Source organism: Kitasatospora sp. NPDC051984, assembly GCF_044593455.1.
Classification (GTDB): Bacteria; Actinomycetota; Actinomycetes; order Streptomycetales; family Streptomycetaceae; genus Kitasatospora.
In genome coordinates this window covers 239,404-260,157 of sequence record NZ_JBIUCB010000001.1, presented here as the reverse complement: position 1 = coordinate 260,157, position 20,754 = coordinate 239,404, and the positions used below count along the sequence as shown (strand labels likewise).

At 74.1% G+C, this 20,754-nt stretch carries 19 protein-coding genes; 9 read left to right on the top strand and 10 right to left on the bottom strand.

The features are described from left to right. The 5 genes from ACIHEI_RS01205 to ACIHEI_RS01185 all read right to left on the bottom strand — a co-directional run bounded on the left by ACIHEI_RS01205 (position 1) and on the right by ACIHEI_RS01185 (position 6,882). A complete protein-coding gene (locus ACIHEI_RS01205) occupies positions 1 to 2,250 on the bottom strand; it encodes an ATP-binding cassette domain-containing protein (protein ID WP_396605199.1) in 2,250 nt (749 codons plus the stop codon). Beyond that, positions 2,247 to 4,607 carry an ATP-binding cassette domain-containing protein gene (locus ACIHEI_RS01200; RefSeq protein ID WP_396605198.1) on the bottom strand — a complete coding sequence of 787 codons (2,361 nt, stop codon included), beginning with the start codon at positions 4,605 to 4,607 and terminating at the stop codon, positions 2,247 to 2,249. Before ACIHEI_RS01200 ends, ACIHEI_RS01205 begins: the two co-directional genes overlap by 4 nt. Next, positions 4,604 to 5,401 (bottom strand): HlyD family efflux transporter periplasmic adaptor subunit, encoded by a 798-nt coding sequence (locus tag ACIHEI_RS01195; RefSeq protein WP_396605197.1) that lies wholly within the window; start codon positions 5,399 to 5,401, stop codon positions 4,604 to 4,606. Before ACIHEI_RS01195 ends, ACIHEI_RS01200 begins: the two co-directional genes overlap by 4 nt. Beyond that, positions 5,398 to 6,636, bottom strand: a complete 1,239-nt coding sequence (locus tag ACIHEI_RS01190) for a cytochrome P450 (RefSeq protein ID WP_396605196.1) — start codon at positions 6,634 to 6,636, stop codon at positions 5,398 to 5,400. The genes ACIHEI_RS01195 and ACIHEI_RS01190 overlap by 4 nt, the downstream gene beginning before the upstream one ends. 99 nt (positions 6,637 to 6,735) lie before the next feature. Then, complete coding sequence (locus ACIHEI_RS01185) at positions 6,736 to 6,882, bottom strand: hypothetical protein (protein WP_387638279.1); 147 nt, start codon at positions 6,880 to 6,882, stop codon at positions 6,736 to 6,738. Between the two features lie 273 nt (positions 6,883 to 7,155). Between ACIHEI_RS01185 and ACIHEI_RS01180 the strand changes: the two genes are divergently transcribed. From ACIHEI_RS01180 to ACIHEI_RS01145, 8 genes are all read left to right on the top strand, one after another. Continuing rightward, on the top strand, positions 7,156 to 8,145 hold the full coding sequence (locus ACIHEI_RS01180) for an ABC transporter ATP-binding protein (protein ID WP_396605195.1): 990 nt from the start codon (positions 7,156 to 7,158) through the stop codon (positions 8,143 to 8,145). Continuing rightward, complete coding sequence (locus ACIHEI_RS01175; RefSeq protein ID WP_387638284.1) at positions 8,142 to 8,951, top strand: ABC transporter permease; 810 nt, start codon at positions 8,142 to 8,144, stop codon at positions 8,949 to 8,951. Before ACIHEI_RS01180 ends, ACIHEI_RS01175 begins: the two co-directional genes overlap by 4 nt. A 409-nt stretch (positions 8,952 to 9,360) precedes the next feature. Beyond that, the gene (locus ACIHEI_RS01170) at positions 9,361 to 10,269 is read left to right on the top strand and encodes an alpha/beta fold hydrolase (RefSeq protein WP_392952349.1); all 909 of its coding nucleotides are present in this window, start codon (positions 9,361 to 9,363) and stop codon (positions 10,267 to 10,269) included. Beyond that, positions 10,266 to 11,564, top strand: coding sequence for an FAD-dependent oxidoreductase (locus ACIHEI_RS01165; protein ID WP_396605194.1), 1,299 nt, complete (start codon positions 10,266 to 10,268; stop codon positions 11,562 to 11,564). The genes ACIHEI_RS01170 and ACIHEI_RS01165 overlap by 4 nt, the downstream gene beginning before the upstream one ends. A 53-nt stretch (positions 11,565 to 11,617) precedes the next feature. Continuing rightward, positions 11,618 to 11,893: an acyl carrier protein gene (locus ACIHEI_RS01160; RefSeq protein ID WP_387638291.1), complete on the top strand. Its 276-nt coding sequence runs from the start codon at positions 11,618 to 11,620 to the stop codon at positions 11,891 to 11,893. After that, positions 11,886 to 13,157 carry a beta-ketoacyl-[acyl-carrier-protein] synthase family protein gene (locus tag ACIHEI_RS01155; RefSeq protein WP_396605193.1) on the top strand — a complete coding sequence of 424 codons (1,272 nt, stop codon included), beginning with the start codon at positions 11,886 to 11,888 and terminating at the stop codon, positions 13,155 to 13,157. Before ACIHEI_RS01160 ends, ACIHEI_RS01155 begins: the two co-directional genes overlap by 8 nt. Further along, on the top strand, positions 13,154 to 14,284 hold the full coding sequence (locus ACIHEI_RS01150) for a beta-ketoacyl synthase N-terminal-like domain-containing protein (protein WP_396605192.1): 1,131 nt from the start codon (positions 13,154 to 13,156) through the stop codon (positions 14,282 to 14,284). Before ACIHEI_RS01155 ends, ACIHEI_RS01150 begins: the two co-directional genes overlap by 4 nt. Positions 14,285 to 14,391: 107 nt before the next feature. Further along, the gene (locus ACIHEI_RS01145) at positions 14,392 to 14,991 is read left to right on the top strand and encodes an RNA polymerase sigma factor (protein WP_392952359.1); all 600 of its coding nucleotides are present in this window, start codon (positions 14,392 to 14,394) and stop codon (positions 14,989 to 14,991) included. A 212-nt stretch (positions 14,992 to 15,203) separates the two neighbouring features. Here ACIHEI_RS01145 and ACIHEI_RS01140 read toward each other — a convergent pair whose 3' ends face one another. Further along, positions 15,204 to 15,959 (bottom strand): 4'-phosphopantetheinyl transferase family protein, encoded by a 756-nt coding sequence (locus ACIHEI_RS01140; RefSeq protein WP_387638301.1) that lies wholly within the window; start codon positions 15,957 to 15,959, stop codon positions 15,204 to 15,206. Further along, the gene (gene fabG, locus ACIHEI_RS01135; RefSeq protein WP_392952364.1) at positions 15,956 to 16,702 is read right to left on the bottom strand and encodes a 3-oxoacyl-[acyl-carrier-protein] reductase; all 747 of its coding nucleotides are present in this window, start codon (positions 16,700 to 16,702) and stop codon (positions 15,956 to 15,958) included. The genes ACIHEI_RS01140 and fabG overlap by 4 nt, the downstream gene beginning before the upstream one ends. 128 nt (positions 16,703 to 16,830) lie before the next feature. Between fabG and ACIHEI_RS01130 the strand changes: the two genes are divergently transcribed. Then, on the top strand, positions 16,831 to 17,277 hold the full coding sequence (locus tag ACIHEI_RS01130; protein WP_396605191.1) for a nuclear transport factor 2 family protein: 447 nt from the start codon (positions 16,831 to 16,833) through the stop codon (positions 17,275 to 17,277). Positions 17,278 to 17,338: 61 nt separating this feature from the next. Here the strand turns inward: ACIHEI_RS01130 and ACIHEI_RS01125 are convergent, their stop codons facing one another. The 3 genes from ACIHEI_RS01125 to ACIHEI_RS01115 all read right to left on the bottom strand — a co-directional run bounded on the left by ACIHEI_RS01125 (position 17,339) and on the right by ACIHEI_RS01115 (position 20,713). Further along, positions 17,339 to 18,814 (bottom strand): UbiD family decarboxylase, encoded by a 1,476-nt coding sequence (locus ACIHEI_RS01125; RefSeq protein WP_396605190.1) that lies wholly within the window; start codon positions 18,812 to 18,814, stop codon positions 17,339 to 17,341. Further along, positions 18,811 to 19,458, bottom strand: a complete 648-nt coding sequence (locus tag ACIHEI_RS01120) for a UbiX family flavin prenyltransferase (RefSeq protein ID WP_387638310.1) — start codon at positions 19,456 to 19,458, stop codon at positions 18,811 to 18,813. Before ACIHEI_RS01120 ends, ACIHEI_RS01125 begins: the two co-directional genes overlap by 4 nt. A 217-nt stretch (positions 19,459 to 19,675) precedes the next feature. Beyond that, on the bottom strand, positions 19,676 to 20,713 hold the full coding sequence (locus tag ACIHEI_RS01115; RefSeq protein ID WP_387638313.1) for a ketoacyl-ACP synthase III family protein: 1,038 nt from the start codon (positions 20,711 to 20,713) through the stop codon (positions 19,676 to 19,678). Positions 20,714 to 20,754: the final 41 nt, after the last annotated feature.

Genomic DNA, 20,754 nt, shown 5'->3' with positions numbered 1-20,754 from the left:
TCACATCTCCTGGAAACGGGCGAGGCGGGTGAACAGCGGGTCGGTGCCGAGCAGTTCGCGGTAGGTGCCCTCGGCGGACACCCGCCCCCCGTCCAGCACGTAGATCCGGTCGGCGGTGCGGATGGTGCTCAGTCGGTGGGCGATCACCAGGCGGGTGCGGTCGAGTCCGGCGACGGCGTCGGCGACCCGCTGCTGGGTGGTGTTGTCGAGGGCCGAGGTGGCCTCGTCGAGCAGCAGCACGGCGGGGTCGCGGACCAGGGCGCGGGCCAGCAGCAGGCGCTGCACCTGGCCGCCGGAGAAGCCCTGCGCGTCCTCGCCGACGCGGGTGCCCAGGCCCATCGGCAGGGCCCGCAACTCCTCGGCGATTCCCGCCAGTTCGGCGGCCTGCCAGATCCGGTCCCGGTCGATGTCGGGGTCGGCGCCGGCCAGGTTGTCCAGCAGCGAGCCGCGCAGCATCCGGCCGTGCTGGAGCACCGAGCCGAGCTGCTGGCGCACCAACCGGGCGTCCAGCGTGGCGAGTTCGCGGCCGTCGTAGCGGACCGCCCCGGACTCGGGCTGCTCGAAGCCGAGCAGCAGCCGGATCAGGGTGGACTTGCCCGCCCCGGACGGGCCGACCACGGCGACGAACTCGCCCGGCTCGGCCCGCAGCGACACCCCGTCGAGAGCCGGCGCGGCATGGCCCGGATAGCGGAACGTGACGTCTTCCAGGGCGAGTTGCCCCTTCAGGCGGCCCGGGTCGGCGAGCCGGCCGGACCGGTCGGCGGCCGCGCCGGCTGGCTCGGCGAGGATCGGCCGCAGCCGCTCCAGCACCGGGGCGATGCCGTACGCGCTGGTCGCCGCGTGGGTGACCTGGCCGAGCGCCAGCGCGACCTGGCCGATCGCCACACCCGACGCCATCAGGTGCCCGGCCGTGGCGCCCGGGCCGAACGTCGCCCCCGCCAGCAGCACGGCCAGCAGCAGCGGTTGCAGGGCGGTGGTCAGCGCGCCGGCCACCGCGTCGGAGCGCATCGCGGCGGCGTCGGCGCGCTTCTGCCCGGCGAACGGGGCCGCCCAGCGAGCGAACGCCTGGATCTCCCGGCCCGCGGTCTGGATCTTGTCGATGCCCAACAGCAGCCCGTACAGCACCCCTTGGAGCTGCCCGTGGGCCGCGAACACCTGCGCCTCGTGCTCCTGGCGGTGACGGCCGAGCAGCAGCAGCCCGGCCGTCACCGCCAGCACGGCGAGCAGCAGCAGCCCGCCGAGCCGCCAGTCCACCAGCAGCAGCACCGTCAGGCCGGTGACGGCGAACACCGCGCCCAGCACGGCGCCCACCAGCCCCTCCGAGAGCACCTGCCGGGCCTGCGCCACCGCGTTCGCCCGGTGCACCAGATCACCCGTGGTGAAGTCGCGGAAGAACCGCGCGTCCTGGGCCAGCAGCCGGTCCCAGACGGCGGGTTCGAGCGCGTTCTGCACCCGGCTGGTGAGCCGGACGGCCGCGGTGTTGCGGACCAGCGTGAGCAGCCAGGACGCCACCACCGCGGAGCCCAGCAGCACGGCCAGCCAGCGCACCGGGTGCCGATCGGCCAGCAGCAGGCCGGGCAGCAGCACTCCGGTGGACAGCGGGACGAGCAGGCCGAGCAGCGCCGACACCAGCCCCGCCACGCCCAGCACCGCCACGTCCCGGCGGGCACCGGGCACGGCGAGCACGAAGCGCAGCAGGACTGCCGGGGTCGGGCGCCCCGGTGGCAGCGGCGGGTACAGCAGCAGCGCCTGGCGGCTCAACTCCGGACGCTTCTCGGGGCGTTCGGAGGCCGGGTCGAGACGGCGGTGCCGTCCGGCCCGGGGAATCAGGGCGATCGGCCGGCCGTCCTCGGCGGCGAACGCCACCATCGGACCGGCCGTGCCGCGTTCGTCCCCGCCGTCCAGCGTGACGGGACGCCAGCGCACCCCGGCCCGGCGCAGCAGCGCGGTGACCGGATCGGCGGCGTCCCGCACGGCGGCGGGGATCTCCTCGGGAACGTCCACCCCCAGCGCCCGCAGCACGTCCCGCGCCTGGTCCGCGCGGTGGCGCGGCGCGAACGGCGAACTCTCGCCGCGGCGCGGGACGGTGTGCGGACGGGTGGTGGCGGCGGTTCCCAGTGCGGCCAACGCGTCCGCGAGTGCGGTCCGGTTGGCGGCCGCGGTGGCGTCGGCCCGGGTCGCCGGGTCGCGCTCGGTGTCCGCCGCGGCGGTCTGTGTCCCGCCCCGGGGGGCGGCGGTGGCGGTGCTCATGCCTGCTCCTCCGTTCGGGCGGGGCGGTTCTCGGTGGTGTCGGTGGTCTCGGCGATCTCGGTGGTGTCGGCGGTGTCGGCGGTGTCGTTCGCTTCGGCCTCGCGCAGCAACTCCCGGTACGGGCCATCTTCTTCGGCGAGTTCTGCGGGCGGTCCCTGCTGGACGATGCGGCCCCCGGCAAGCACCACGACGCGGTCGGCGGCCTGGATGGTGCTGATCCGGTGGGCCAGCACCAGGCAGCTGACGCCGCGCCGGCGCAGGTGCTCGTTGACGGCTGCCTCGGTGTGCGCGTCGAGTGCGCTGGTCGCCTCGTCGAGCACCACCAGGGCCGGGTCGAGGGCCAACGCGCGGGCCAGCTCCAGGCGTTGGCGTTCGCCGCCGGACCAGTTGCGGGCGTCCTCGTCGATCGGGGCGTCCAGTCCGCCGCGGCGGCGGACCAGGTCGGCGGCCTCGGCGTCGGCGAGGGCCCGGTGCAGGGCGTCCTCGTCGGCGGCCGGGTCCCAGAGCGTCAGGTTCTCCCGGACGGTGCCTTCGAAGAGCCTCAACTGCTGTTCCACGTAGGCGATCTGGCCGGTGACGATGCCCCGGTGCCAGTCGTCGCGGGGGCGCCCGTCGAGCAGCACCGCGCCCTTCCAGGGGCGCAGTACGCCCGCCGCCAGCCGGGCCAGCGTGGACTTGCCGCTGCCGGAGGCGCCGACCACGGCGACCCACTCGCCGGGGGTGATCCGCAGCGAGATGCCGGAGAGTGCGGGCGGCCGGTTCGGGTCGTAGCCGAACTCCAGGTCGCGCAGCTCGAGTTCGCCGCACAGCCGGACGGGTTCGGCGGGGCTGTCGAGCACCGGCTCGAGGTACGGGTCGACCTCGCTGGTCGAGATGTCCTCCAGCAGTGCGTTCTGCGCCCTGGCGATGGTGAACTCGGCTCCGGTGCCGACCAGTTGGGAGACCGGCAGGAGGAAGCCGTTGAGCAGCAGCAGGAACGCCAGCAGGGTGCCGAAGGAGAGCGAGCCGGCCAACAGCAGCACCGTGCCGGCGACGAGTGTGACGGCGGCGGCGGCCGAGTTGAGCGCGCCGGGCAGCGAGAGCGGCACCAGGACGGCGTCGGAGACCCGCTGGCCGGTGTGCGCGGCGCGGGCCTGCCAGCCCGCCCAGGAGCGGAACAGCGCGTCCTCGGCACCCTCCGCCTTGACCGTCTCGATCGCCGACACCCCGGCGAACGCCACCCCGTCGCGCTTGTGGTTCTCGCCGTGCAGCCGGTGGATCAGGCCGCCGCGCCGCCGGTCGGCGGAGCGCAGCGCGAGGGTGTCCAGCACCGCGACGGCGACCGGGATCGCGGCGAGTCTCGGGGCCAGCCAGACCAGTGCCGTCAGGTGCACGGCAGCGGAGGCCAGCGAGGACGCGGCGCCGGCGAGCCGGTAGGACAGCAGGTTCGCCAGGCCGTCGTTGAGCTGCACCCGGGTGACCAGTCCGCCGAGCTGCCGCCGGTGGAAGAACGCGCCGGGCAGCCGCAGCATCCGCCACAGGAAGGCGGCGGACGAGCTGGCGGCCATCGCCTCCAGCACCCGGTTGACCATCGCCGAGCGCAGCCAGTTCCCGGCCAGCACCAGCCCCGCGACGGACAGGCCCGCCGCGGTCAGCGGCACCGCCCAGCCATCCGCGCCGCCGTTGACCACGGCGGCCAGGTAGGTGCGCAGCAGGAACGCGCCGCCCACGCCCGGCACCGTCGTCACCATGCCGACCAGCACCGCGACCAGCAGCGGCCAGGCGTACGGCCGCATGCGGGCGGCGAGGGCGCGCAGCAGCGGGAAGCGGCGTCCGCCGGGTTCGAAGTCCGGGCCGGGTTCGAAGCCGACGGCGATGCCCGCGAAGGTGGCCCAGAACTCCGCCGGGGTGGCCGAGTAGGAGCCCAGCGACGGGTCGTTGACGTACACCCGGCCGCGCTTGATGCCCTCGAACACCGCGTAGTGCGGGCCGGTCATCAGCACCATCGACGGCACCGGCACCGCGCCGAGCCCCGCCAGCCGGTCGTCCCCGCGCACCACCCGGCGTCCCCGGGTCGTCAGCCCGTACCGTCCGGCGGCGCGCGCCACCGATGCCGCGCTCACCCCGTCCCGGCTGACCCCGCAGGCGCGCGACGCCTCGTGCAGCGTCACCCGTCGCCCGAACGCGCCCAGCACCACTGCCAGGCATGCGGGGCCGCAGTCCTGTTCCTCCATCTGCGGGACCACGGGTGTGCGAATGTGCTTGCGCCGCTTGGCGGTTGACGTCCGACCGGGCTTCGGTGCGGGCGCGGGGCCGCTGGCGGTCTCGCGTTCGGCCGCCGCGGGCGGCTCCACGGTCCTGACCGCGGTGGGCTTCATCGGGTGGCCTCCTTCCCGAACACGGCCTGGTACGGGTGGCGACTGCCGAGGTCGACCCGGACGTCCACGGCCAGCGGGCCGGCCAGCGGGACGTCCTGGGGCAGGCGGGCGTACGCCAGCCAGACGGGGGCGGAGCCGGTGGGCAGGCCGGGGACGGCGACGGGCAGGGTGCCGTCGAGGGTGTCGGCGCGGACGGGCAGCGGGTCGATCCGGTCGACGACCGCCTGCACCGCTCCCCCGCCGGGCACCGGCACCAGGACGGGCCGGCCGGGGGTGAGCTTCGCGGCGTCCTTCGGGTTGTCGAACAGCAGCCGGACGGTGGCCGGCGCGTCGGCCGGATCCAGGGCCAGTACCGGTGCGCCGGTGGCGAGTTGGGCGCCGGGCGCGGCGAGCAGGGCGCTGACCGTGCCGGCGGCGGGGGCCGTCAGTTCGGTGGTGCCGTCCGGGCCGGCCAGCCGCGCCAGCGCCTGGCCGGCCGTCACCGGCTGGCCCGGGCGGACCAGGAACGCGGCCACGCTGCCGTCGTGCGGCGCGGAGACCCGCACCGGCGCGGTGCCGTGCGCGAGGACGGCGTGCACCGTCATGGCGTTCGGCAGGCTGCCCCACACCGCCCAGCCCGCGCCCGCGCCGACGGCCAGCGCCAGCGCGATGCCGGCCAGCCGGAGCCGCGCGCCGACCAGCCGCACCGGCTGGTCGAGTCCGGGTTCCAGCACGGCGGCGGCCCGCGCGGCGGCGACGGCGGCCTGCGAGCGCTCGGTGGCCGCGGCGTCCTGGGGTTCCATCACGGTGCTCATGCCGCCACCCCCAGCGCGGGCTCGCGCAGCGGGCATTCGACCGGCAGTTCGCGGATGCCGCCGAAGGCGAACTGTTCATGGCGGCGGGCGGTGGCGTCGGTCAGCGGGGTGCTCAACTCCCTTGCCAGGTCGGCCTCGGCGAGTCCGCGCAGAACGGCCGCGCCGGCGATCAGGGAGAGCGGGGCGCCGAGGCAGTGGTGCGGTCCGTGGCCGAACGCGAGGTGCTGGCGCTCGGCGCGGTCGGGGTCGAAGCGGTCGGGGTCGGTGAAGCGCCGCGGGTCGCGGTTGGCGGCGGCGTACAGCAGCACGGCGACCCGGCCGGCCGGGATCACGCTGCCGCCGAGTGCGATCTCGCGGGTCAGCGCCCGGGCGCTGGCCCGGACGGGGCTGCCGAGGCGCTGAGCCTCGTCGAACACGGCGGCGGCGAAGGCGGGTTCGGTGCGGACGCGCTCCGCCAGGCCGGGGGTGCGGATCAACTCCCAGGCGGCGACGGCCAGTCCGGCGGTGAGCGTCTCCAGGCCGTTGGCCAGCAGCATCACCACGAAGGCGAGCAGTTCCTCGGTGTCGAGCCGGCCCTGATCGCGGGCGACGGTCAGCCGGGAGATCAGGTCGTCCCCGGGCCTGGCGGCCCGCTCGGCGCACAACTCCTCGACGTAGGCGCGGAATTCGGCGAACTCGGCATCCAGCTCGGCGGCCCCCGGCCCGGCCCCGAACGGGTCGAGGAAGGAGCGGGTGATCAGCGCGGCCCAGCCGGTGATCCGGTCGTGCTCGGAGTCGGGGATGTCCAGGATGGCGCAGGAGACCGCCACCGGCAGCGGTACGGCGAGGTCGGCGACCAGGTCGAAGGAGCCGGCGTCGATCAGCGGGGCGAGCAGCCGGGCGGCGGTGGTCTCGATCCGCTCGCGGATCTGCTCCAGCCGGCGGTGGCTGAACGCGGCGGTGGCGAGCCGCTTGAGCCGGGTGTGGTCGGCGCCGTCGCGCATCGGCAGCATCCGGTCGATCACCTTGATCAGCGCGGTGTTGCCCGCCCGGGGCAGTCCGACGCTGGTCGGGTCGACGTTGGTGCCGGGGTTCATCAGGACGGCGAGGATCTCCTGGTGCCCGGAGACCACGTACGCCGGGCCGAGGTCCAGGACGGGCGCCTCGGCCAGCAGCCTGCGGTAGAGCGCGGGTGGGTCCTGCTGAGCGGCGGGCTCCTGGATGAACCGCATCAGCTCGTGCCGGAGGCTGTCCATGCCCGGCTCTCCTTCAATCCGACGGTGGGGCAACGGGGTTGGGCCGGGTGGGTGCGGGGGTGGGCCGCCGGGGCGGACCACCCCCGCACAGATCCCGAATTACTCGGACTCGAGCACCACCGAGCTGAAGCAGGACACCGGGCAGGCCATGCACATCAGCGAGGAGGCGGCGCCGCCGCTGACCGTGTCCAGCTCCTCGACCTCGATGTCGAACTGCTCGTCCTTCTCGATCTCGTTCTGCGCCATGGGAATCTCCTTCTGTTTCGCGGCGCCGGCCCGCTTTCCGGGTCGGTCGCCTCGGTTTTCTTTTGCCGCCATTCGCTTTCCCGGTTTCGCTTTTCCCCGGTTCCGCTCTCGGCGATGTCTCAACTATGACCGGGCCGCGAAGGCCTGTGCAGTAGGAGATGTCAGATTCCCCGGGGCGTAAATGTCACCGCCCTGGATGACATTTTGCACATACTCCGACCTGCGACGATGCGCTACTTGCAGATACTCGCACGCACCCGTCACGCTGCAGTCATGACACCTCTTTCCGAGAATTCCCCGGCCGTGGAGGTGGTGGATCTGCGGCGCAGCTACGGCGAATACCAGGCGGTGCGCGGCATTTCCTTCACCATCGCCCGCGGCGAGCTGTTCGCCCTGCTCGGCACCAACGGCGCGGGCAAGACCACCACCCTGGAGGTGCTGGAGGGCTACCACCCGCCGACCTCCGGGACCGTCCGGGTGTTCGGCCTGGACCCGTTCACGGCGGGCGCCCGGGTGCGCCGGCGGACCGGCACGATGCTCCAGGAGGGCGGTTTCTTCAAGGAGTTGACGGTCAAGGAGACCGTCGACTGCTGGCGCACCTTCACCAGCCGGGCCCGGCCCACCGCCGAGGTGCTGGCCCGGGTGGCGCTGGAGCCGAAGGCCGGCACCCGGGTCGGCCAGCTGTCCGGCGGCGAGCGCCGCCGGCTGGACCTGGCGCTGGCGGTGCTGAACGACCCCGAGCTGCTGTTCCTGGACGAGCCGACCACCGGCATGGACCCGGAGGCCCGCCGCACCACCTGGCAGCTGGTCGAGGAACTGCGGGCGGCCGGCACCACCGTGGTGCTGACCACCCACTACCTGGAGGAGGCCCAGCAGTTGGCCGACCGGGTGGCCATCATGGACGGCGGCGTGATCGCCGCCGCGGGCACCGTCGACGAGGTGCTGTCCGGCCGCGGCGACCTGATCACCCTGCCGCTGCCGCCCGGCCGCCCGCTCGCCGCGCTCCCCGAACTGCTCGGCTCCGCACCGTCGTTGACGGACGGACGGGCGGTGTACCGGGTGCCTCGCTCGGCGCCCGCGCTGGCCGCGCTGCACGCCTGGTCGGCCGCCCAGGGCATCGAGCTCGACGGCCTGGAGGTGCGCTCCAGCTCGCTGGAGGACGTCTTCCTCGCCATGGCCGACCACCACCGCGCCGACCGCCACCACGCCGGCCAGCACCACGCCGCCGACCACCACGCCGTCGCCGAGGGAGCGTCCCGATGAGCTGGTTCGCGTACGCCAAGGGCCAGTTCGGCCTGTCCTGGAAGGTGTTCTGGCGCAACCGGCGCTCCACCTTCATCGGGTTCCTGCTGCCGGTGCTGCTCAACCTGCTGATCGCGGCGCCGCTGCGCGGCAAGTGGATCGGCGGGGTGAACGCCGCCGGGTACGTGGCGGTCGGGCTGCTCGGGCTGGCGCTGGTCACCTCGTTCGTCAACCTGCTGAGCAGCGTGGTGGCGCGCCGCGAGGAGCTGGTGCTCAAGCGGCTGCGCGGCACCGAGTGCCCGCCGAGTGCCGTCCTCGCCGGGCAGTTGGGCGCGGGCGCGGTGGTGGTGCTGATCCAGGCGCTGGTGCTGGGGGGCGTCGCGGTGGGCTGGTTCGGTGCGCCGCTGCCGGCCGATCCGGCGCTGCTGCTGCTCACCCTGCTCGGCGGCTACCTGCTGTTCTCGGTGCTGGCGGTGGCGCTGTCCGGGCTGACCCCGACCACCGAGACTGCGCCACTGGTGGCCACCCCCGTGCTGGTGCTGTGCATGTTCGGGGCGGGCGTGTTCACCCCGATCTCCGCGCTGCCCGACTGGCTGCACGGCCCGGCGGGCGCGCTGCCGCTGTCGCCGGTGGTCCGCGGGCTGCGCACCGCCTGGTTCGGCCGCGAGTTCGGCGCGGAGAGCTGGTCCGGCGGCCCGCTGCGCGAACTGGACCTGCTGCACGGCTGGACGTCCGCCGCCCCGTCGCTGCTGCTGCTGGCCGCCTGGCTGGCCGCGTCGTTCGCGCTCTCCCGCCGCCTGCTGCGCTGGGAGCCCCGCCGCGGCTGACCCCGCCCCTCCCCGACCCGACCAACCCGAGCCGCCCGACCGGCCCGACCAACCGACCAACCCGACCGACCCGACCGGCCCGACCGGCCCGATGGCCCGCCCCGCCGCGAACTGCCCGCCGCCGTGCGGGAGTTCCGGACGCGGCGGGCCGTCGGCGTACCCGCGCAACCGCGGGCCGGTGGCCGGACCACACCCGCCCCCGCCCCGCGCACAAGGGCCCACCCCGGGCCCTGCCCTGCGCCGGCCTGCCCCCGGTGTGCGCCCCCTACCGCGCGCCGCCGGGAAACGGTGGCCGGAGCACCTCCTCAGCCCCGGGCCCCTCGGCAGACAGTGGAGGCGCCGGGAGGCCGGGTCCCCCGCCCGACTCCCGGCGGACCTTCATCATCACGATGCCGAGGAGTGATGGGACGTGTATGCAACGCGGCGGGGATCCCCCCGCCACAGACCTTGGGCACTGTCGGCCGACCACATCATCGGCGGCGAGACGCTGCGGATCTGGGAGCGCCCCGGCGCCCCCGACGACGCCCCGCACGTGGTGCTGGCGCACGGTTTCGAGGAGAACTGGGACACCTGGCTGCGGCTCGCCGCGCTGATCCCGCCGGGCCTGCGGCTCAGCGCGCTGGACCTGCCCTGGCGGGCCGGTTCCAGCTACGCGTGGACCGAGCACGGCAGTTCCGCGGTCTGGCTGGAGCGGGCGCTGGAGCTGCTGGAGGAGCCGGCCACCGCGCTGGTGGCGCACTCGTTCGGCGCCAGTTCGCTGCTGGAGCTGCTGGCCCGGGACGTCCCGGCGGTGAAGGCGCCGGCGGTGCTGGTCGCGCCGGTCTACCGGCCGCACGACCGCGCGGTGGACCCGGAGTACTTCACCGAGGCGGTGACCCGTTTCCGCCGGGTGCTGACCGAGGGCATGTCGGTGCAGCTGGGCCCGCGGGCGCAGCGGCTGGACGCGGAGCTGCTGGAGCTGATGCAGCGCAGGATCCGGGACCGGGTCGAGCCGCACGGCTTCCTGCAGTTCTACGCGATGCTCGCCCGCATCCCCGGCCTCACGCTGGACCGGATCACCGTGCCGGTGCAGTTGATCAGCGGCACCAAGGACATGTCGGCGCCCCCCGCCGCGGTCCGTGAACTCCGGTCCCGGATCAGTGATCTGACGGTCCATCAGAGCAATCGGCTGAGCCACTTCTGCCAGGTCGAGCAGGCCGAGGAGGTCGCCGCCGAGGTGCTGACCTTCCTGGGCTGTCTCGGCATCGGCTTCGAGGGCGACCGGCTCACCGACCCCACCACCGAACGGATCCGCATCGAGGAGGCGATCAGCGCATGACACTCGCGACCGAGCAGAAGTACGACGTGGTGATCAGCGGCGCCAGCGTCGCCGGCTGTGCGGCGGCGGTGCTGCTGGCCCGGCAGGGCGCCCGGGTGGCGCTGCTGGAACGGCGTTCCGACATGTCGGCGTACAAGGTGCTCTGCACCCACTACCTGCAGCCCAACGCCTTCCCGGTGCTGGAGCGGCTGGGCCTGATCGAGACCCTGAAGTCGGCCGGTGCGATACGCAACGAGGCGCGCTGGTGGACCCGTTGGGGCTGGATCCACCCGAGCCCGGGCCCGGACGGCAAGGAGCTGCCGTACGCGTACAACATGCGCCGGCAGACCCTGGACCCGCTGATCCGCAGGGCGGCGGCGGACACCCCGGGCGTGGACCTGCTGCTGGGCCACACCCTGGTCGGCGTGCTGGACGAGGGCGGCCGGACCGCGGGCGTCCGGGTCAGCGACGGCAAGCGGGAGTTCGAGCTGCGGGCCCGGCTGGTGGTCGGCGCGGACGGCAAGGACTCGGCGACCGCGCGGCTGGCCGGGATCCCGGTGAAGACCGTGGAGAACCAGCGGTTCAGCTACTTCGCGCACTTCGAGAACCTGGAGCTGGCCGGCGGCATCACCCAGTGCTGGTTCCTGGAGCCGGACGTGGCGTACGCGATGCCGAACGACGACGGCGTGACGGTCGTCGCGGTGATCCCGGACCGGAAGAAGCTGCCGGAGTTCAAGAAGGACCTGGAGGGCGCCTACCTGGACTTCGTCCGGAACCTGCCGGACGCCCCCGACGTGGACCGGGCCACCCGCATCTCGAAGATCATCGGCACCGTCAACTACCCGCTGCTCAGCCGCCGTCCGGCCTCGCCGGGCCTGGCGCTGATCGGTGACGCGGCGATGGCCAGCGACCCGCTGTGGGGCGTCGGCTGCGGCTGGGCGCTGGAGTCGGCGTCCTGGCTGGCCGACGCGGTCGGCCCGGTGCTGGCCGCCGGCGGCGACGTGGACCGGGCCGTCGCGGCGTACGGCAAGCGGCACCGCAAGCAGCTCGGCGGTCACCGGCACCTGATCTCGGACTACGCGAGCGGCCGGGCGTTCAACCCGTTCGAGCGGCTGATGTTCGCGGGCGCGGCCCGGGACGCGGTGACCGCCCGGCACATGCACCTGTTCGCGTCCCGGCTGATCGGCCCGCTGAAGTTCCTGTCCGTCCCGGCGATGTTCCGCGCCCTGCTGGTCAATCTGCGGCACCTGGGCGAGAAGCCCCCCGCCCCGGCGAACCGCCGGCCGGACCCGGCCCGGCTCACCCCGACGGCCTGACGGCCCCGCCCCACCCCGAACCCACCGCCACGAACCCGGAAGAGGACACCGTCATGAGCACGCCCACCACCACCCTGACCGACGCCCAGGCCGAGCTGATCCGCGAGATCGTCCTCGACGTCCTGGAGCTGGAGCCCGAGGAACTGACCCTCTCCAGCCACTTCGTGGACGACCACGGCGCCGACTCGCTGCTCGCCATCGAGATCCTCGCCCGGATCGAGCGCGACCTCGGCGTGGCCATCCCGCAGGACGACCTGGTCGAGCTGACCAGCCTGGAGAACGTCTACGTGATCGTCGCCCGTCACCAGGTCGGCGGCGGCGATGCCTGAGCAGACCACCCGCAAGCAGCCCACCCGCACGCAGCCCACCCGCAACCGCCCCGACCACCAACGGGTCGTGGTCACCGGGCTCGGCGCGGTCAGCAGCGCCGGCCTGGGCGTCACCGCCTTCACCGAGTCGGTCCGGGCCGGACGCCGCACCACCTCGGAGATCCGCAGCTTCGACACCACCGGCTTCCCGCACGTCCACGCCGGTGAGGTGCACGACTTCGACCCGAAGCAGTGGCTGCGCCGAATCGACCCCGAAGTCTGGGGCCGCAGCGGCCAGTTCGCCGCCTCGGCGGCCCGGATGGCGGTCGAGGACGCCGGATTGACCGCCGAGCAGCTCGCCGCCGCGCGGGCCGGCTCGGTGATCGGCACCACCAGCGGCGAGTCCGCGGTGATCGAGCAGCTGGTCGGCGAGTGGGTGTCCGGCGAGCTGAAGTCGCTCACCCCGGGCACCGTCGCCGCCGCCCCGGCCCAGCGGATCGCCGCCGCCGTCAACACCGAACTCGGCCTGACCGGCGAGGCGTTGACCCTGGCGACGGCCTGCTCGGCCAGCAACTACGCGCTCGGCTACGCCTTCGACCAGGTCTCCTCGGGCGAGGCCGACTACATGATCGCGGGCGGCGCCGACTCGGTGAACCGCTGGGCGCACGCCGGTTTCTACCGGCTCGGCGCGCTCGCCGAGGAGGTGTCCCGGCCGTTCGACGCGGACCGGGCCGGCATCCTCACCGCCGAGGGCGGCGTCGCGCTGCTGCTGGAGCGCTACGACCACGCGGTGGCCCGCGGCGCCCGGATCTACGCCGAGATGCTCGGCTACAGCGTCAACTGCGACGCCGAGCACATGGTGCACCCGGACCCGACCAGCATCGCCGCCTGCATCCGGGCCGCGCAGCGCAGCGCGGGCGTCACCCCCGAGGAGGTCGACTACGTCTGCGCCCACGGCACCGGCACCCGCACCAACGACTCCACCGAGGTGGCCGCCGTCCGCGAGGTGTTCGGCGACCGGCTGCCGCCGATCAGCTCCCTGAAGTCGATGATCGGCCACACCATGGGCGCGGCCAGCGGCTTCGGCGCGCTGATCTGCTGCATGGCGGTGCACGAGGGCTTCCTGCCGCCGACCGCGAACCTGCGGCGGGTGGACCCGGCCCTCGGCCCCGGCGTCGACCCCGTCCCGAACACCGCCCGGCCGGCCTCGCCGCGGATCGTACAGAACCACGGCTTCGCCTTCGGCGGCAACAACGCCATCACCGTCTTCGGGAGGGTCGCATGACCACGGCAACGGCTGTCGCCGTCGAACCGCTGGCGATCACCGCGGCCGGTGTGGTCACCCCCGCCGGGCTCGGCCTGGACGCGCTCGGCGCGGCCCTGGCGGGCGCCCCGGTGGCGGGCGGCGACCCGGCGGACGTGACCGCCGAGACGCTGCCGCCGCGGCCGGTCCGGGTGGCGCCGGAACTGCCGGTCGCCGAACTCCTCGGCAAGAAGGGCAACCGCCAGCTCGACCGCACCACCAAGCTGGCGCTGATCGCCACCCGGCTCGCCCTGGACGTCGCCGCGGCGGGCACCCCGGAATCCGGCCCGGTCACCACCGTCCGCAGCGGCGTGGTGCTCGGCACCAGCACCGGTTCGATCCGCAGCTCCAGCGAGTACTCGCGGGAGACGCTCGAACTGGAGAAGCCCTACCTGGTGAACCCGGGCCTGTTCCCGAACACGGTGATGAACTGCGCCGCCGGGCAGGTCGCCATCCGGCACGGCCTGCACGGGGTGAACGCCACCCTGGCCGGCGGGCACCTGTCGGGCCTGCAGGCCGTCAAGTACGCCCGCAACGCGCTGCGCCAGGGCCACGCGGACCGGCTGCTGGTCGGCGGCGTCGAGGAGTTCTGCGCGCAGAGCGCCTGGGGCTGGCACCGCTCCGGGGCCCTCGCCCCGGGGGCCGCGGTCGGCGAGGCGGCGGCCCTGCTGCTGCTCGAACCGGCGGACGCCGCACGGGAGTCCGGCCGCCGCACGCTGGCCGAGGCACTGGCCTGCGAGGTCGGCTTCGGCGGGACGGACGTGGCCTCCGGCGGCCTGTCGGCGGCCCTCGCCCGGGTGGTCGGGGCGGCCCTGGAGCGCAGCGGCGTCACCCCGGCCGAGGTCGGCGCGCTCTCGCTGGGCGCGAGCGGCCAGAGCGGCCTGGAGCGGATCGAGGAACGGGCCGTGGCCCGCGTCCTCGGCGCCCTGCCGGAGCGGGTGCTGCGGGCCAAGCGGGTGCTGGGCGAGAGCTTCAGCGCCGGCGGCGCGGTGCAGATCGCCGCGGTGCTCGCGGTCTGGGAGCGCGAGCAGGCCCCGGCGGGCAGCGTCGCGCTGGTCACCTCGCTGTCCCCCGACGGCCAGGTCGGCTGCCTGGTGCTGCGGCGCTGACCGTACGGCCCGGGGCCGCCGCCGCCGCACCCCGGCAGGCGACGGCGGCCCCGGGGTGCCGCCGATGACTTCTTCTCCCCAACTCACCGGAACAGGAGGCGAGACCCATGTCCGTCGGACAGCCCACCGTGACCGCCGACCTCGGTACGGCCGAGCTCGTGCGCGACTGCCTGGCCGGCGCGCAGCCGGCCTGGCGGGCGCTGGTCGAGCGGTACTCCGCGCTGGTCTGGAAGATCGCCCGTTCGCACCGCCTGTCCTCGGCGGACTGCGAGGAGGTCTACCAGCTCACCTGGCTGAGGGTGTACCAGCACCTGGCGAACCTGCGCGAACCCCACCGGTTCCCCGACTGGCTGACCACCTGCGCCCGCCGCGAGAGCCTCAAGCAGGTCTCCCGGACCGGCCGCTACCTGCCGATCGGCGACAGCACCGAGTTCGAACGCGGCGCCGCCGCCGCGGACCAGTCCGAAGCGCCGGACCACGCGCTGCTCCTCGACGAACGCCGCACCGAGGTGCTGACCGCGCTGCGCCGGCTCCCGGCCCGCGACCAGGCCCTGCTGACCCTGCTGAGCGCCGACCCGGCGCCGGGGTACGACGAGATCAGCCGGGTGCTGGGCGTGGCCCGGGGCTCGGTCGGCCCGCTGCGCGGCCGGGCCCTGCGCCGCCTCGCCGAGGAGCTGGAGGCCGCCCGCAGGGCGGAACGCCGCTGAGCCGTCAGTCCGCCTCGGCCGGGGCGACCGGCGGGGGCCAGGAGGCCACCAGGTCGACCAGGGCGGCCGGGGGTTCGTCCGCCAGCGCCTCGCGCACCAGGATCGCCAGGATCTCGTCGTCCACGGGAAAACCGCCTCCTCTGCCAGAACGGGCCGGTCACGGCGCGGATCTCCTCCGCACCGTAACCGGCCCTGGTCGTTGTGCACAGTGGTCACGCCAGGGCCCGCAGCAGTGGCAGTACCCGGCTGCGGACCCGCGGGGCCGCTCCCGGGAACGCCACCGCCGCCACGAAGCCGGTCGGAACGTTCAGGTCGAGCAGGTGCCAGCCGTCCTCGCCCTCGGAGCGGGCGCCGGGCCGGCCGGGCCGGGCGCCGAGCCCGACCCGGACGCCGTCGACGCCGTGCGCGATGCCCACGCCGATGCCTTTCAGGTACGCCTCCTTGCGCACCCAGCAGCGCAGGAACGCCGCGGCCCGTTCGTGGGCGGGCAGGGCGGCGAGGTCGTGCTGTTCGAGCGGGTGGAGGTAGCCGGCCAGCCGTTCCTCGGTGCCGGGCCGGACGGGCGCGGTCTCCAGGTCCACGCCGACCGGTCGGCGGGCGAAGGCGTACAGCACGCCGTCCGCCGAGTGCGACATCGAGAAGTGCAGGGTGCCGTCCTCCGCGTAGGGCTTGCCGTGCGCGCCGCCGCAGCGGCCGCAGGCGGCGCGGTGCAAGGCCACCGCGTCGGGTTCGCGGTCCAGGTAGCGGGCCAGCAGGACGCGCAGTCCGGCGTGCGCGGAGACGAACCGGTGCCGGCGTTCGGCCTGTTTGAGCCGGGCGGCGCGGGCCAGTTGCTGCCGGTCGAGCAGGTCGAGGGCCCAGGCCTCGGTGCGGCGCCCGGCGTCCCCGTCCGGCCGGGACGGGACGGCCATCCACCAGACGTCGACGCCGTCCCACTGCTGCGGCTGGGGGCGGGGGTCGGGTCTCACAGCGCGACGCCGCCGTCCACCTGGAACACCTGGCCGGTGATGTACCCGGCGCGTTCGGAGACCAGGAAGGCGGTGAGTTCGGCGACCTCCTGGGCGCTGCCGAAGCGCTTCATCGGGACGATGGACAGCGCCTGCGCGCGGGCCCGGTCGGAGAGCGCGTCGGTCATGTCGGTCTCGATGAAGCCGGGCGCCACCACGTTGACCCGGATCCCGTAGCGGGCCATCTCCTTGGCGAAGGTGCGGCTCAGGCCGTGCACGCCGGCCTTGGAGGCGGCGTAGTTGGCCTGGGTGGCGTGGCCGTAGACGCCGGCCACCGAGGAGATGTTGACGACCGTGCCGGTGCGGCGCTTGAGCATGTGGAAGCCCACCGCGCGGCAGAAGTTGAAGGTGCCGGTCAGGTTGGTGTCGATCACCGCGTGCCAGTCGGCCAGCGGCATCATCACCAGGGCGTTGTCCTTGACGATGCCGGCCGAGTTGATCAGGGCGTGGACCGGCCCGAGTTCCTCCTCGGCGCGTTTCACGAAGGTGTCGACGGCCTGGTAGTCGGCGACGTCGAGGGCGGCCGGCAGGCACTGCACGCCCTGCGCGCGGATCAGTTCGGCGGTCTCCTCGGCCTCGGCGGACTCCCGGCGGCCGCAGAACGCGATGTGGTAGCCCTCCGCGGCCAGTTGGAGTGCGACGGCCCGGCCTATGCCGCGGCTGCCACCGGTGACGATCGCGGTCCGGGGTGCCGACTCGGTCATGGGTCTTCTCTCCTTGTTCGCTGTGGTCCCGACACCTGTACAGAGCCTCCGGACCGGCCCCTGGATACCTGTCCCAACGGGCTTGCCGGGCCGCTCTGTTCGAAAGAGACGAATCGAGGGAGGGACCGATGGAGCGACTGTGGGAACGCTGGGTCGACCTGTGGAACGGCGACTTCGCCGCCGCCGCCGACCTGGTGGGCGAGCGGCTGGAGGCCCGGCTGCCGCGGGTCGGGATGCCCGAGGAGGGCACGCTGACCGACGGCGCGGCGCTGGCGGCGTGGATCGTGGACTTCCGCTCGGCCTTCCGGGACGCCCGATTCAGCACCGAACTGGGCCCGTTCGCCGTCTCCGGCCCGGACGGCCGCCGCTACCTGGTGGCCCGCTGGCGCTGCGAGGGCGTCTGGGACGGCGGCACGGCGCAGGGCGCGCGGGCCGCGCCCGGCACGCGGGTGGCGTACAGCGGCACGGACGTGCTGCGGATCGGGCCGGACGGCCGGTTCGACGGGTACTGGCTGTCCGACGACCAGTTGGGCGTGTTCAGCCGGCTGGAGGCCCCGGTGCCGGCCTGGACCTGACCGCACAGCGCAGGGCCCCACGGAAGACTCCGTGGGGCCCTTCGCGTCGCCGGTGCCCGGTTCAGGGCCAGAGCTCCAGCGCGCGGCGGCGCACCGGCTCGGTGAAGTTGTCCTTGAACGCGGTGGAGCGCGGCCGCTTCTCCGGCTCCCAGGGCAGCAGGCAGTCGTAGGCGGTCTTCGGTCCGCTGCCGGACAGGATCTCCTCCTGGCTGTAGAAGATGTGCAGCGGTGTCACCCGCTCGTCCTCCAGGCGCAGTTCGCCGCGGCCGGGGTGGCAGCGGGTGGCGAAGCCCCAGAGCAGGTCGCGCAGGTCGGTCGGGTCGATGTCGTCGTCGAGCACCAGGACCCGGCTGAGCCAGAACCCGACCTTGGCCCTGAGGCCGACCCGGGCGAGGGCGCGGGTCAGCATCCGGGTGGTGGTGAAGGCGCCGGCGGAGCGTTCGCGCCAGTCCCGCGGGACGGTGATGGCGAGCAGGTTGACGGCGGATTCGGGGACCATCCAGGCGGCGGTGACGGGCAGCCCGGACTCCCGCAGGTTGGTCAGGGCGACGGCGGAGTAGGTCAGTCCGACGCCGGTGTGGTCCTCCTCGACGGGCTTGCCGGCCGAGACCACCGGCAGGACCGGGTCGTCCCGGTGGGTGATGGCGCTGATCCGGAAGACGTTGCGCTGCCGGGGCTGCCCGGAGACGTAGCCGAGGAATTCGCCCATCGGCCCCTCCGGCACGGTCTCGTCGAGGGACACGTGGCCCTCGATGACGATCTCCGCACTGGCCGGGACCTCCAGATCGACGGTCTTGCAGCGGACCGTCTCCAGCGCTTCGCCGAAGAAGGCGCCGAGGTAGCCGGCCTCGTCCACGCCGGACGGCAGGCCCATGCCGCAGACGAACGGGACGGCCGGCTCGCAGCCCTGGACCAGCGCGTACGGCATCGGTTCGCCGCGCTCCTGCCAGAGCTTGAAGATCTTGCCGAGGTCCTGCGGCGGGTTGATCATGCCGGCCATGGTGCGGCCGTCGACCTTCATGATCCGGGCGATCGACCAGTTGGTCCAGGTGCCGTCGGGGGTGCGCACCACGATCGCGCCCCAGGTGTTGACGTAGCGTCCGCCGTCGCCGTCGTGGATCAGCGGCACCGGGAAGGCGTCCAGGGTGGCGTCCTCGCCGAGCAGCACGTTCTGCTGGCAGGGCGCGTCCTCGACGATCACCGGGGCGATCGGGGTGAGCTGCTGGGCGCCGGCCAGCTCCTCGACGATCTCCAGCGGGTGGCTGTCGACGGGCAGGCCGAGGGAGAGCGCGGCGCGGGCCCAGCGGGCGCCGGGCAGGGAGCTGAGCGCGCCGGGGTTGCCGAGCACCCGGAAGCCGGGGGCGTGTCCGGTGACGGCGGTGAACAGCGGTGCCGGGTCGTTGCGTTCGACGGCGCGCCGGATGACGGCACCGATCTCCAGCTCGGTGTCGACGGGTTCGGCGACCTCGCGGAGGTCGCCGAGTTCGGCGAGCGCGTCCAGGTACTCGCGCAGGCTCTTCAGGTGCTTCCGGGTCACCGGGTCACGCTCGCTTCCCACTCCGCCGGGCAGGCGGTCTCGATGGTCTGGTGCCGGGCGTTCCGGGGGAACTCGCCCCAGCGCGGGAATCCGGACGTGTCCAGGCCGAACAGGTCCAGCACCCGTCCGACGGTCTGGTCGACCACGTCGTCCAGGCTGTCGGGGCGGGTGTAGAAGGCGGGCACGGGGGGCGCGATGATGCCGCCGTTCTCGGTGACGGTGGCCATGTTGCGCAGGTGGGTGAGGGTCAGCGGGGTCTCCCGGACCATCAGCACCAGCCGGCGGCGCTCCTTGAGCGTGACGTCGGCGGCCCGGGCCAGCAGGGTGTCGCAGGAGCCGGTGGCGATCTGCGCGAGCGACTTCACCGAGCAGGGCGCGACCACCATTCCGGCGGTGCGGAAGGAGCCGCTGGAGACGGCCGCGCCGACGTCCTCGGGGCCGTAGTGGACGTCCGCGAGGGCCTGCACCTCCTTGACGGTCAGCTCGGTCTCGTAGGAGAGGGTGAGTCTGGCCGCCCGGGACATCACCAGGTGGCTCTCCACGCCGAGGACCCGCAGCGCCTGCAGCATCCGGATGCCGTAGACCACTCCGGTGGCGCCGCTGATCCCGACCACGACGCGTTCCGGGGCGGGGGTCCGACTCATGACTTCTCCTCAGCTGACGGGGGCGAACGGACGGGCGCCGCCCCCGCCCGGTCCGAGGGGGGAGGACCGGGCGGGGCGGCGCGCGGGCGGCCGGTGGGACGGCCGTTCCGGGGCCCGGGTGGGGGTCCGGGCCAGGATCCGGGTGGGGGTCCGGAAGGGGCGGAGGAAGGGGCGGGGGCGGGGCCGGAGTGGGGGCCGGCCCCGGGGCGGAGGCGGCTCAGCGCTCCGGGCGCTGGACGATCGAGGTGGTCCAGGTGAACCCGCCGCCGGCGCTGCACATGATGGCGAACTCGCCCGGGGCCAGCAGGTCCTGGGAGATCAGGTCGGCCAGGTTGGCGGGCAGGTCGCCGGCGCCCATGTGGCCGGTCTTCGTGCCCAGGTTGATCTGCTGGGCCTTCACGGTGCTGAGCGCCGGGCCGTACATCATCTCCTGGAGCCCGGGGCCGACCCGGGAGATGGTGATGTACTTGATCCGCGGGTCGTCGTGCTCCAGGCCGGCCTCCGCGAGGCCCCGGTCGAGGGAGATCTGGGTGTGCCGCCGGGCGGCGTCCGGGAAGTGGTTCTCGCCCATGCGGTCGTTGAACTCGCCGCGCTGCGCGTTGGTCGGCCAGGTCTTGGAGTGCTGCATCGGGTACTGGCTGAACGGGTTGTCGCCGCGCTCCATGCTCTCCATCTCGTGCGCGGTGGAGTGGGTGAGCGCCAGCAGGTGCAGCGCGTCGTCCGGGCGGGCCTCGCGGCCGAGCAGGACGGCGGTGCCGCCGTCGCCGTAGCCGATGCAGGGGTGCTGCGCCCAGCGGTCCCAGACCGGCGCGAAGAAGCGCTCGCCGGTGGTGGTCATGGCGGACTCGAGGTCCGGGTCGGCGATCAGGTGGGCGGCGGCCAGGTGCAGGGCGGCGGCCCCGCCGTTGCACAGCTGCTCGATGCCGAACGGGAAGGCCCGGTCGGATATGCCCACCCCGTTGGCGACGAAGTGGCCGTAGGACCACTTCTCGTGGCCCTGGTGGAATACTCTGGCGTGGGCCAGGAAGCCGATCTTCGCCGGGTCCCAGTCGGCCGCCGCGAGGGCCTTGCGGCCGGCCAGCACGGCCATCTCGGGGCCGGCCAGGTCGGCGCTGACGGGCACCTCGGTGATGCCCATGGCCTCGCCGCGTTCGGCGTCGCAGAGGCCCGCCGCGATCCGCTCCTCGATCGTCTCGACGGTCTCCGGAAGCCAGGTGGCGGCCGACTTGATGCCGATCTTGTTGGTGAACCTCATGGTGTGCGACTCCTTGCGGGTGCGGTGGCGGTGGTGCCCTC